Origin of the sequence: Anabaena sp. FACHB-595, from assembly GCF_048568275.1 — a bacterium.
Classification (GTDB): domain Bacteria; phylum Cyanobacteriota; class Cyanobacteriia; order Cyanobacteriales; family Nostocaceae; genus Trichormus.
Genome location: NZ_CP183475.1, coordinates 147,788 through 161,553, shown reverse-complemented (window position 1 = coordinate 161,553; position 13,766 = coordinate 147,788). Strand labels below are relative to the sequence as shown.

7 protein-coding genes are annotated in these 13,766 nt (G+C 37.5%); 3 read left to right on the top strand and 4 right to left on the bottom strand.

Annotated features, from left to right (window positions below; all coding sequences use genetic code 11):
* Nucleotides 1-134 precede the first annotated feature (134 nt).
* The gene (locus ACN222_RS29575) at nt 135-1,094 is read right to left on the bottom strand and encodes an Rpn family recombination-promoting nuclease/putative transposase (RefSeq protein WP_010993984.1); all 960 of its coding nucleotides are present in this window, start codon (nt 1,092-1,094) and stop codon (nt 135-137) included.
* A 308-nt stretch (nt 1,095-1,402) separates the two neighbouring features.
* Between ACN222_RS29575 and ACN222_RS29570 the strand changes: the two genes are divergently transcribed.
* Genes ACN222_RS29570 through ACN222_RS29560 form a run of 3 tightly spaced genes read left to right on the top strand, consistent with a single transcriptional unit; the run spans nt 1,403 to nt 3,816 of the window.
* The gene (locus ACN222_RS29570; RefSeq protein WP_010993983.1) at nt 1,403-2,311 is read left to right on the top strand and encodes a hypothetical protein; all 909 of its coding nucleotides are present in this window, start codon (nt 1,403-1,405) and stop codon (nt 2,309-2,311) included.
* 22 nt (nt 2,312-2,333) lie between these two features.
* A complete protein-coding gene (locus ACN222_RS29565; protein ID WP_010993982.1) occupies nt 2,334-3,140 on the top strand; it encodes a hypothetical protein in 807 nt (268 codons plus the stop codon).
* A gap of 55 nt (nt 3,141-3,195) precedes the next feature.
* Nucleotides 3,196-3,816 carry a DUF6753 family protein gene (locus tag ACN222_RS29560; RefSeq protein WP_010993981.1) on the top strand — a complete coding sequence of 207 codons (621 nt, stop codon included), beginning with the start codon at nt 3,196-3,198 and terminating at the stop codon, nt 3,814-3,816.
* Between the two features lie 4 nt (nt 3,817-3,820).
* Here the strand turns inward: ACN222_RS29560 and ACN222_RS29555 are convergent, their stop codons facing one another.
* The 3 genes from ACN222_RS29555 to ACN222_RS29545 form a co-directional block, all read right to left on the bottom strand.
* Nucleotides 3,821-4,609 (bottom strand): response regulator, encoded by a 789-nt coding sequence (locus ACN222_RS29555; protein WP_010993980.1) that lies wholly within the window; start codon nt 4,607-4,609, stop codon nt 3,821-3,823.
* A gap of 502 nt (nt 4,610-5,111) precedes the next feature.
* Entirely contained in the window at nt 5,112-5,882 is a 771-nt protein-coding gene (locus tag ACN222_RS29550; protein ID WP_010993978.1) for a hypothetical protein, read from the bottom strand.
* 7 nt (nt 5,883-5,889) lie between these two features.
* Entirely contained in the window at nt 5,890-13,635 is a 7,746-nt protein-coding gene (locus ACN222_RS29545; protein WP_010993977.1) for a hypothetical protein, read from the bottom strand.
* Nucleotides 13,636-13,766 lie beyond the last annotated feature (131 nt).

Genomic DNA, 13,766 nt, shown 5'->3' with positions numbered 1-13,766 from the left:
CATTTCTTGTTCAGCCTAAAAACGCTCTAATTCGGCTTTAAAATTTAAGTCTAACTCCGGCGGTAGAGTCATTAATCTATCTAGCAACTGGAGTAATTAAATGACTTTGCCTTTACTCCGACTAGAGAAGCGTTTTATCTGCTGGTTTTATTATCTGTGTTTGTATCTTCCTGACTTAATTGTTGCTCAAACTCAGATATTGAACCTGTAGTTACTGCTTTTTCTAACAATTGATTCAATAACTCAATGTCATATAATTTATTTAATTTTTCTACTAATTCAGTAGGAATATCTTTAAATCGAATTGTTAGGATTTGAGCAATATATTTCTGGGTAGCTTCTGCTATACCTATGCGTTCTATACTTGTCATGTATGTCATTTCTTGTTCAGCCTCAAAACGCTCTAATTCTGCTTTGAAATTTAAGTCTAACTCTGGCGGTAGAGTCATTAATCTATCTAGCAACCGGAAGATTTGCTGGATTTTGTCTCTACTATAGCCTAACTCATACATTCGTTTAATTAAGCTCAACTTCCACTGCAATCGGCCTGCTAAATCTTGAGTTGTCGCTTGTGTCCGCAGGTGCGCCATCACCAGTACAGCAAAAGGACTATCACTTTGTTCTAATTCTGACCAACGAGATTCATAGTCCAGTAGTTTTACAATGGGAAACTGAAGACTCAAGTGACATCCCCAACGACCATAACTATATTCTTGCGGTCGCCAGTTTGCTTGATTATCCCCCAGAATTGCCAAGCTAACAACTTCTTGGTTATAACGGTCAAAGATTCTGTAGTGGTAAGAAAACATCCGTTTAGGGAAGTTCGTATCTACTTGACTTTGGATTTCCAGGTGAATCAGCAACCAAGTTTCCTTTCCATCTTTTAGCCAAACTTTGATTAGTTTATCGACAAATTGTTTACCAATTTCAGATTCTCTTATCAATTGTTGCAATTCTTGATCGAGAAAATCATAGCCTCGTTCCCAATCAATTTCTGCTTGAATCTCTGGAAAGAAAAATGCAAGAAACGCTTCAAAATATTGTTCTACACCTTCCTTCCAAGCACCATCATAATCAGCTCGTACTTCACTCATAGATTATTTCCGATCAAAATATCATAATGCCCTTTTTGAAAGTCAAGTTACTTTAAACGACATAAAATTTATGACTAATTTACATATCAACAAATGTTGTTTTAATGTGGAATTTTGTTGCTTGGCTTTTTGAGCGAGAGGTTGCATACTCAAAGTAGTTTATTCAAAATAAATTAGGAAAATTTTATTGAGCAATATAGTTGCTGATTTTTTTATTTCATTAACTTATTGATTTTTGTTTACAACTTAAAAATTTAGATTGACATTAACCTAACACAACAAAGTTTAGTTACTTTGTAAATAATATTATGTCCAGAAAAAATAAAGAACAACCAGCCATGTCAAACAGTACTTCCTCCAATACTAATGATAAGCCTCAAAAGCGACTGATAATTATAACAGGTGATAAAGGTGGCGTGGGTAAAAGTACCTTTGCACGAGCAATATTTCAACTTTACATTAATAAAAATTTACCCTGTGTTGCTTATGAAGCTGACTTGAGAAATCCTCAGATAGAAAGATATTTTCAAAAAGATTACCGCCCTATAATACGTTATATTGATATTTTTCATAGAGGTGGTGCTGATGATTTATTAATTAATCTAGATGAGAGTGATTGTCCTATCACATTATTAGACTTACCTGCACAATCTGGAGGTTTCTTTGAAAGTTATGTCAAAGAGCTTGCATTTTTTGAAGTTCTGAAAACTGAAATTAATTGTCGAGTGACAATGGTTTCAGTGATTAGTAGAGTTCTTGACTCTATAAATGTTTTAGAAAAACTTCGTGAACTTTGTAAAGACCAAGTAGATTATATTGTAGTCAAAAATCTATTTCATGGTGAAGAAGAAAAGTTTGAGCGATATAATGACTCTTCTCTACGTCAGAATATGCTTGCAGAAGGTCTGATAGAACTTGTAATGCCAGATTTATTCTACAAATCTTATGACTTTCTTGACCGTCATGCTTTAACCTTTAATGAAGGTCAGACTCATAAAGAAACAAATATTGTAATTAAGTCAAGAATTAAATCTTGGCTTGGTGAGTTTGAAACGCAAATTAAGCCAGCATTTAATTTATTGGGTTTTGATATACAACCAGATGACTGTTACTACCCAGCAGTTGTGGAAAAGTCTAAAGAGCTTAGAGAAAACGAAGAAAAAGAAAAAGCTAAAAACCAAGATGCAAATTTACCATCTGAAGATATAGCTGCTTAATTGAATAGGTTGCTTGGCTTTTATGTTTGGAAAGCGTTTTGTAATTACATCGGGTGATGCTCGTGTGGGTAAGTCCACAGTTTCTAGGCTCTTACTGGAATTGTACTTGAAAAGTAAATGCAATGCGCGTGTTTTCTACCACGGTTATCGTAACAAGCTATCGATGTATAAATCAAAAGGTTTTGAAATAAACCATTTGGGATTGTCTAGGGGCGATTCGGATAGATTATTACTGGACTTAGAAATGTTTCCAAATATTGATGTAGTTTTGACGGATATGCCAGGTCAAAACCATCAAGAGTTCAAGTTTTTTGATAAAGATGTTTCACTGATAGAAAATCTTAACCATCTCGGATATCGTGTTACTTTCTTGCACCCGATATCACATCGTAAAGACTGTGTTGAAGATTATCTTCAGGATTTATACAACCATTTTAGTAGTCAAGTTGACTATGTTGTTATCAAAAACTATTACTTTGGCAAGCAATTTCGATACTATGAAGGTAGTCAATTTCAAGCTGATATTAAAAAATTAAACGGTTCGGAATTAGTTTTAGGTGGTTTATATAATGACTTATATCAGTTGCTTGAGGATACTGGTTTACCCTATGCTCAACTTATTGAAACTGACTCCCCTCTTAATACTATTCAGCGTTCGATAGTATTTAACTGGATGGAGAATTTTCATAACTCCATTGTGACTAATGAGATAGCTACTAATTATTTAGGATTGAGTAAGAACTGTACAGAACTAGCTTCTATAGGCACACATAAACAAAATAATTCCAATTTTGATGTAAATGAAGATATTGCATCTGAAGAATGGTAAGTATGAGCTTTACCAAATTGACAGTGAGGTTTTAAATTAACTGCTTAAATAACCTATGACCAATATTGCAAAAGTTGTTGAAAAAGTTATTGCAGAATATTCTGAAGAAAAGAAAGCAGAGGTCACTGATTGGATACTTAAATTGGGTGTTCGACCTGACGATCCCTTGTTTAACCTATACGCGGAACTAGGTACAACCCAATTTGCGTTGCAGCAACTACCTGGTAGGCTTGACTCGCTTGTGGTGGGTTGGGCTGACATGGTGGACGATAAGTTAAATAGTGCTTCTAAGGTGGCAATACAGCAACAAAAAAATGCGATCGCCCAAGCCGCTAAGGATTTAATTAAGATGACTAAGCAAGCTGGTGGGGCATTGCCTCTCTTGGGTGTAAGTAATTGGCGATTGGCACAAGTAGCGGGAGTGTTGGGTTTTGTACTGGCTTTGGGAGCTACAATTGGTGTTTTTACATACAAAACTATTGCTGGAAGTGTAACTTTTCAGCAGGCGGCTTCTGGAAATGCTATTTTACAACCCGAAGATAAAAAGCTTCTGGATTGGGCCAAATCTAATGAAGGTAAGGTAGCACGTAGTATTTATGTTAGAAACGCTGCCATCATTAAAACTTGCCGTCAGCAGAAGAAGTATTCAGGTGGCTGCATAATTGCAGTTGATTAACTCTCTAGGCAACCCAGCCTTTGTATCCCTTATTACTCGTTTTAGCTGTATCCTTTTGACTATTTTGGTTGGTTTTGACTCTTGTATGGCTTTCTTGAGTAACTTCTTCTTCGATTTTCATGTCTGCAAAGCTGAGGATTCCCAGACGGATAGCTTCCCGGATAGCGTTTAATCTATCTTTGACTCCTAACTTGATAAATGAATTATGTAAATATGACCTGACTGTACCTTCGGAAACATACATGACATTAGCAATTTCATTATTTTTCATGCCACCAGCCGCTAATTTGAGAACTGTAATTTCTTTATTAGAGAAATCACTTAACAAATCTAGTGAATCTCTATCGGCTGTGTCATTTGACCTAAGATTATCAATCAAAATGCGATTAATAGTTGGGTCAATCCATGATTCATTATTGTATGCAGCCATTACTGCTTCAATGAATCTTTCTCCTACTTCTTCTCTGGCATTATTTTTACAGTAGTAGCAGTCTGCGCCATTACTAATTGCTGCGTTAATGGTATCTCTGCTGCTATTTGCAGTCATAACCACTATTTTAATTGACGTGTGTTTGCATTTAATTAAACTTATGACATCAGTGCCATTGATATCAGGTAAATCAATATTTATCACCACGATATCTGGCTTTTGTTGGTCAACAGTTTCTATTCCTTCCTTTCCGGTTTTAGCAAGGCCACATACCTGGATTTTACCAGTTTCAGATAATATTGCTGCCGCGCCAACCCTAGATATGTTCTCATTTTCAATGATGACAACATTAATAGGTTTCATATTACATACTGTTTGGTTTAGTATTGTCCCTGATAATAATACTTATACCACTTACTTTTTACTGTTTCTTAATCTTTACAGTTACTATAAATTAATCAGCTTATTTAAAAACTTTATTTTTAAATTTAAAAAATTTACAAAGTGATTGGATGGTTTATGTAGTTTTCATTAAGCAATCTATTTACTAGGCAATTTTATTGAACGGTTTTAGTTTTAATAGTATTTATCAAATTTAGGGAGTAATAAACGATTTTTTATGAATGTCAATAAAATTTTAGGATGGATAGAAAATATTGTTGTTTGGTCTTTAATAGTAATGCTATGTTTGGTCGGGTTAGGTAGATTACCTATTAACCCGACGAGTTTGTTTGACTTTACTGCGTCTTTTTACTATTTTTCTGCTGCGGTTGTTATTTGCCCCAAAACTCCCTTGAGCTTTAATAACAAGCTAATTTTGGGGTTTATAGCTTTTTCGTATGGTGTGTGCTTTGGGTTGATTTAATTAATCTATCTCTTTAACAGCATCCTGGCTTTTGAATTCTTGTTGGTTCTGTTCGCAGCGTGCTTGTTGCTCATCGAACAGAGCCTTAAAACGTTCAAATTCATTATGGGTAAGGTTATTGATGATGATAGAGTAATTCTCTGAGCTCTGATTACGAGATGCTAGGAGTGCTTCTTGGCTTGCTTCTGAATCAGGCGAATTTCTATCAAGGCTAAGAGTTTGTGAATCTTCTTCTAATTTTAGACTTGCAGTATATGCCTCACTTTGATAAATGATACTTTCTGTCTCTTTGTCTGGTTTTCCAAATATATTTAAGCGGTCTAAGATTACAGGAATAACAAATTGTTGAATTTGTAAATTAGCGATAATAGATTGCACTTTATCGTGTTGACATTCTTCTACTAGGTTGCCATTATTGTCGTCATTTTTATCTGTAAAATTTTTTAGAACATCTGGCTCAATTGTATTGTCTTTAAACTGGCTTACTTCGGGTTGTAAAGATGACTCTGGACTAACTGGATTAACAAAATTGATAGGTTCAATTTCTGTGGAACTTAACTTTACTTCTTCTTGTGCTATTTCACTGATTCTATTCATTTCTGAATTTAACTTTAACACAGCCTCTTGTCGTTCCTCAGCAGTTGGAGGATTTTTTGCATATTCTTCAAATTTCTCATCAGGTATATTAAGCTGTGCGATTAATTCTCTGAGGAGACAAGCTTGCATTGCTGGAGTTAAACCTTCTACTGGAAACTCAACTAGTTCTTTCATAGTAAAATTACCTTTCTACTAAATCTTTTTTGACATCTTTGAGTGCATTATTGATGCGATCGCTCATAAATTGAAAATCTTGTAATGTTTCATCACTAATGTTACTTACTTGAGTTTTTCCTTGTTTGACATATAACAAGATATTATCCTTTTTATCTTTAACTAAATAAGTTTGGGTTTGAGTTTGAGTAGCAATCTGATATTTTTCTGTTTGGACTGACATAATGCCATTAATATCCTCTTGTCCAATTGTCTTAACTACACGTTGAGCAAAACTGGTCATCTCATTAACTTTTTCTAATTCTTTAATGTCTTGTTCCATTGCCTTAAAAGCATTCTCAAGACTAATATTTTCTTGAATGTATAAATTAGTTATCTCTTGAATTCTATTGAGATATGTGTCTGATTTACCGAGTTTTTCAGCTGCCATATACCAGTCTTGGAGATTTTGCACTGTATTAGCTTTCATCCGCTCGATAATGCTATCCATTGCTCCAACGTGCTGCATATTGGGTTGAGCAGATGATGCGAGTGCTTGGTCAATATTTGGTTCTTGGCTTTGTTGTGATGAAAAAATGCTCTTGTTTTTAGAAATTAATGAGTTATCTGATACTTGTGTATTAGTAGAAATAATATCGCTACTAACTTTGGTGTTTTCTACAGGATTAAATACTGCGTATCCTTGGGAAGTTTGTTCTACTCTGTACCCTTTTTCTTGAAGATAATTGTGAACTAATTGGTCAGTTCCTTGTGCGTTTCCAACTATAAAAGAGCTTTTCGCTGCTATTGCCTTATTAAGTAAGGGTTTATAGTGATTTTCAAATGTTTGGGCAATTTCCTCGCTTGTTACTCCGCGCCACGGGCCAGATCCGGACACCATAATGATGTCTTCTTTTGAGTAATTTCCTGTGTTGGCGCGCTCTCCCCATGCTTGCTCGTAATTTCGTGTGCTTGAAGGTGTACCGAGGGGTGCAGCTGATTTACCGATAAACTGGGTAGCTATTTGGGCCATCGCAATGTCTTTTTTCATGTGTTCAGCGACGGCGGCGTTTATAGGTTCGAGTTGGGACAGTGGATTTGTGGGCCGCAGAGCAGTCTGTTGGGACTTGTTGTGCTGGGTTTGTACTGTAGTTTGTTGTGATTTTGCAACTACATACATATACGCTTCGCTAAAGGCTTGAATAAATGCGGATTCTTTACCCTCACCCTCCCACTTTTTATCTTGGGCATTACTTATGCTCGTACAGTTCTCTAGCCAATTGACTCCCCCGCGTTTGGCGATCGCCTCAGTCAGCCGGGGGTGTTGTTCGAGTTTAGCCTGAAGCACTTCTACCATTAGCTGGTATTCATCAACTGATGGATGCAACTGCTTTTGGTGATTAAATGCGTGTTCGGCGGATGCGTATGCTACCCCTTGAGGTTTTTGGACATGGGTTTCTATTCCATACTGTCCAGCAGGAGCTTCTGGATTATTTTTGACTGAAACTTGGTAATCGTTTTGCAGCTTGCCTTGTTCTTTGGCGAGAGCAGTGGCAAGGCTGAGTGCTACTCCCAGCCCATCTTTAGAGTCGGGGCTGATATTTACTGGAGTTGCAGGTTGTTTTTGGTTAGTTGGGAACGGAACAATTTTGCCATTGACATAATCTCCTAGTGGCTCCATGAATAAGCCATATACCTGACTCTTACTCGCTTGAGTTTGGGTAAGTTCTTTTGTGGAATGCTTCTCCCATCTCGCCCAGGCTTGCTGGTAACTTGGGTCTTGAATCATTTGGGTGGTAATTTTGTATTGCTTACCTACCCGAAAAGCAACTTGCTCGCCGTTTTTACCTTGGGCGATCGCAATATCTCCCTCATTGATACCATAAGTTTTTTGGTAGTCTACACCTCTGGTAGTGTGTATTCTACCGTGTCCGCGCATAGCATCGATGGTTGTGTTAACTGGTACTGTGGCAGCTTCGCCGTGCAGATGCAGCGTATAAACCATTGGTACTGGTTTGCCAGATATAGTCGGGTTGTCTGGAATCTGAGGATTAGCAGCGCGTGCCGCAGTGGAATTGGCAATGGCGATAATTTCTTCGACAGTTGGTTGGTTTGAAGGGTGTGAGGGTATGTTTTGGGTGACTTCTCTGAGGCTGGTATAACTGCGCTCTACTTTAATTTCTCCCCCTGGTGTCCACTCGTTAGCTTTGATGGTAAGGTCGTTGTTGCTTTGGACTACCGCACGCGGAGGTTGGTTTGAGGTGAGGAAGTTTTCAAATTTCTGGCGAACGCTGTTTTCTCTGCCCAGATCATTTTTAATTGACCAGATGTTGATAGACCATCTGCCAGCCTCAGTATTCAGTGCAGCGTGTTCGTTTTTGCAGTTAAAGCGGGTTACTGTACCCGACTCAAGTTTAAACTCTTGGTATGGTGCGTCCTGATTCTCTTCCCTAGTCCATGCCATTCGTTCCTTAGCAGCACGATAGCCCCAGTCAGAATTTCTGATATTAATGCTGCGGGCTTCCGTCGCGGCGTAGGAGTCATCGCGGTGGTAGTTGATGCCAGCACCGGGGTTCTCGGAATAAGTTACCAGCACAATATCAGCGTCAGGATATACTTGTTTGACAAGTTCCATCAACCTGTCGTCCTGTATCCCTGGCTTGAAGTCTTTCTCCTTCAAATCCCATTTTGCACCGACCCAGGCGACTTGTCTCAGTGGTGCATAGTTAGATTTGTCATTTTCAAGTATAGGTTTGAGGTGGGTTTCAAGATGCGATCGCAATTGGTCTACTTTTTTTTCGTTTACCTTACCCAAGATTTCAATAGCTTTAGTTGGATCGGCTTGACGCGAGTTGGGTAGTAATATTGGTTGATTCTTAGCTTCTGATTTTGTATTCTTTACTACTTGTATCTCAACCGCGTTTTGATAGATTTGTGAAATTCCTGCAACTGTGGCGTTAGTATTTAATTGAATATTAGTTATATTCTTTTCTGGTAAAGCTTTAGCAGGAATAATTGGTACTGGAGAATCTTCTTGATTGAGTTCTCTTGGACGGTTAGGAAGTGCTTTTAGAGCTTTTTGGTACTCACTATTTTCTGGAATTTGGTTGAATTTTAAAAGACTACCTTCAGTTGCGACTTTTTCATTTAACTCTGCACTAAGCTGTTCGTAGCGGTCAAAACCCTCAACTTCAGCGATATTAATAGCATCTCCAAGCAAAGTATTTAATTCTTCATTAATTTCCTCACTAATATCATTTTTATTGAAAATAAATGTAGCTGTGTTACTCTCAATAAAATAGTCGTTTTCAGTAGATTTCGATTCTAACCAAGTGGCTACAGCGACCGCGTTTTGTGCGGGAACTACTAATCCAAAAGCTTCTTTAGTTTCTAAGAGCGATGCATTGGGGGAAGTATATTGTTGATTTGGATTATAAAAATATACAGTTTGTTGGGGAATGATTGGAGTGGTTTGTGAGGGTGTATCTGCACTTTTGATATGACCACCAGCACGGTTAATAAAGGTTTGTCTTAATTCGTCACTGATGGTACTTTCATCAAGTACGAATACAGTCATTCCTTTTTTGGCTTCTAACCGAGCTTGTGATCTAGGAAGCTGTTCGTATGATACTCCTACTTTTTCGAGATACTTTTTGGTTTTTTCGGCTATATTTTCATCAACTGCTAATCCTAAAAGCCCTACTAATTTTTGCTCTTTATCTTGGAACATGATTGTAGGGCGTTCGTTAATTTTATCGAGTATTTGGTTGCGTTTTTCTTGCTGCTCGTCTCTGACAGGCTTTTCATTACTTATAAGCTGACTGCGTTTAACCCATTTGTCGGGATATTGTACTGTTTCTGGATCAATTATTATTTTACAAGTACTTTCATTACTGGTAATCTGTACAGGGATAGTGGTTCGTTGTTGGTTTGGGCGAATAATACCTGCATCAATTAATTTTTGTACAGTGCTAGTTTCTTTCCTTTGCCACTGTTTTTGTATATTTCCTTTATTTAAATCAGCTTCAAGACGTTCATTATGCTGACCAATAATACCGAGTGATTGGTCGCCAATTTTAGCAATATAAATGTGCTTTTTATCAAATGCACGAACTAAAGTTTCTTGAAATGCTTGGTTGTTAATCTCCTGTTTCTTGTATTTTGGATTCGTAATATTAATTCGTAACAGATTGCTCTGAGATGTCTCTGCTATAGCATAGGCATTTTGTCCAGTGATGATAGTTTGAATTTTAAGATGTAACTGTTGCCCATTCCCAGGCTTTTCTGCTAGCCAGCCTTGGGTAATACCTTCTTTGATTGATTCTTTATCAATATTGCCTAGTTTTTCAGGTTTATTGCCATTTTGAAGATAGATAGTATAGTCTTCCCGAATCAGGTCAACCTTTTCGATTGTTAACATTACAGGTTCATTATTAAACCTTTGGGAATTTCCAAACTTATTAACTTCGCCTACTTTGAAAGTTAGTTCTGGTAGTCCAGGTACTTTGGTTGTAACAGAGGTGGTGTATACTTCACCTTTTTCAATACTGCCAATAGCAATAGTACCAATTGGTAGCCGGGCGTTACTTTGTTCAATATTTCCGAATGATTCGTAATTACCCTCTTGATTCTGGATTTCAATTACGCTTTTTCCATCTTCAGCTAGATTAAATCGAATACTCTGAGGTTGATTTTCATTAAAAAACTCACTATTCCGGTCAAACCCAGTGATACTAAACTCGGTAAACTTGAGTGTATCTAACTGACTGATAATCTCTTGAGGAAAGGCAGCAAAGGCGAAATTAGAAACTTTATTTTGGCGATCGCTACTTTTATCATTATTACTCTCACGAGTAGTGGATACCGTCCAGGTGGCAGCTGCCATTGTTAGCTTTTGGTCTTCTGGGAGCGAATTATAAAATTCCTCTGCTATCTGGTAAGCTTTTTGGTAAAGAAGTTTAATTTGACCTTCGCTTAGTTCAGGTTGGAATGATATTTTGTTAGATTTTACTTCCTCCCCAAGTGTAATTACTATCTCTTCGAGTTTATTTTCTTGCTCCCTCGCCAGTGTCCCTAATTTTCTAAACTTGGGTTTACCATTCTCAGTTTCATCGTTAATTTGAGCATAAACTAAATATTTATGCGGACGGTTATTATTGCGCTTATCTTCGGATATTTCTGATAGTTTTATCGTAATTGTATTAGCTTTCCAGATAAATTCATTATCATACTGTAGAAGATTAGTTATACTTACTTGATTACCATTAGCAAGGGTAATTTTTACAGATGGCCCTTTTTCAGTTTCTTTTTGTTTAGATAGCTCACTTGCTCGGTTGAATGATTTGTCGAATTCTTTTTTGATGAGGGTAGCTTTTAATCGCTGTTCGTTAGAAAATTCAACCTCTTCAAATAAAGCTTGAAATTGAACGATTTCACGCGATTCGAGGCGAGCTTTTTCAAAATACTGATTGGTTTGAGCAATTAGTAATTCAACAGGAGAATATCCTGTCGGTTGAATTGTATTGTCAATATAGACATCTTTCTTCTTATCCTTAATATAGTTGACTTCACGGTGAAGAATCCGACTGTTGTTGCGAATAATTTCAATTTCAGGTTTTTTGGCACTCTTGAAAAGGTCAACTGCAATTTGATTTTGAAATGCTGCTTCGGCAATCATTTCACGGTACATTTGGGTATTAATATTCATCGCTACTAGTGTATTGGTGGGTTCTTGTCGAACGGTTTTGATGAACTCTTCCATGTAACTGCGATACTTGCTTGGAATCTCCTTCCCTTCAATACCCTTGGATTTTGCCCAGACTTCTGTTTTGAATAAATCTTCGTAATGTTTGGCTACCTGCTGTACGTACTCAATTGAGTCTTTCTCGCTAACAAAATTTTTTAGAATCGTAATTTCTGACTCTAACGCCTCAATTGCGGTAAGGTGATTGTTGATAACACCCACACTAATGCCATCGCTCATGTGGATGGCGATTTCCTCAAATTCTGGCTGACTGCCATCTTCTTGGTAAAAAGATTGTTTTTTAAGTTTGACAGTTGGAGCGTAGGCGTTTTCAGGAAGGTTACGCTCCTTTGCTTCGGTGGTGAGGTTAGGATACTTGGTTGCCCGCTCGAAGCCGATACAATCACCATCGTAGTCGCGTGCTTGACGCTCTTGTTCGGACTCTTGAGGGAGAATCTCTAATTTATAACCAACTGATTTTAGTTCTAAAATATACTGGTTAAATTTGTTAGTAAACTCGATTTTATCTCTAGTTTCGAGCTTACTAATATTTTGGTCTAAGTAATTTTCAATACCTTCTAATTGAAGATTTTTTCCTTGAGCTTCTGGCAGGATAGATTTAATTTGCTCATTGAGGCGGTTGTAAATGCGATCGCTTGTTTCGTCCGATACAGCGATCGCACCAGCGAGAGGTTGGCCATCAGGACCAAGGATATCTTCTACAATTTTGTTAGTTGAGACGCACAGACCATTTGAGTTGAGGAAAGGGGAGCGGAAGTTGAGAACTTCTTCTCCGTCTTGATAATGCGGTATGGAAATTTCCCCATTTTGCAGGTCTTTGGAGGGAATGACCATTGCTCGCTCAAACGTTAACGTCTTGCCGATGGCGATTTCTTTCCACTCGTTTTGGACGAACCGGGCAAGTTCGCGCTGTACTTTCTCAGTTTCGAGAAGTTGCCCTTCTCCTTGCAGGTCAGCTTTGATGAGTTTGTAAATAAACGAGTCAGTAGCAATGCGCGATCGCAAAGTTTCTAACTCTTCTGCTACTGTTGGATCTTCTGCTGCTTGTTCTTCTAGTGTGGTTGCTTGTTCTTCTAAAAAAGCTTTCCGCTTCTCGTACTTTTCGCAGTAAAGTTGTGCAAGTTGCCGAGGGTCGTCCTGTGCTTCCTTAAGCTTTTTGGCCTCAAGTTCTAGCTGTTCAGTAAAGTCTTTCAGTCCGTTAGGGAATGAAGCGAGTAACTGTGAGATAGCTGTCTTGCCGAGTTCAGATTGTGATTTTTCACCTAGCCAGATATTTTGTCGGTACAATCCAGGTTTAATTTGAGGCTTAGTCGGGCTATTAGGATTATCTTTATCAGTTCCCTTGAACGCAGATAAGGGAAGAATTAGGTCAATTTTAGTTGAGTTATTCGAGTTTTGATAATTGAGGATTTGCTCAAGGTTAGCAGGGCGTAATGTACCTTTACCAAAACGGTATTTATTATCATCTCCGTCTCGTTCAGTCCAACCGAAGCGGTGCTGAATTACTCGATATTTATCACCTTTTTGATGCTTGGTTAATTCGTGATACAAGTCTTTTGATATTTGTCCGTAACAGTCTCCTGTTAGCCGATACGCCTGGTCGTTACTAATAACGCCGCCATTTTCACCATTATGATCATCAACTATTAGGATGTTTAACTCTTTATTGACAGCATTTCTACATGAACCAAGAAAGATAGACCCGTAAGCACCTCTATCTTTGTTATCAGGGCATAATTGCCTAATTGTATCTAGACATTCTTCGGGGCCATATAACAACCGAGTTTTTGACGATAATAATAATTTATGACCTTCAGGATGATTAATTAATTGTTCCACAGTAGACTTTTCGTCCATATGCCCGAACGAAAAGTTTACCCCAGGAAAGAAATGTTCTAGTAGAGTATTATTAAGTTCTTCTTTTAACAGCGAATCTGGATTATTTGTATTACCATCTGTATGAATCCATTGATTTAATCTAGTGTCAAAATGTTTAGCTTGAATTGTCATATATGAACAATTAAACTTATAAAATTAAAGATAAATTTTCACTTTTTGGCACTAAAGTATCCGTAGAGTTTAATTTTACTGTCTCTTTATCAGTAATCTATTCAACATATTTCTAATTTAGACTAGCAATT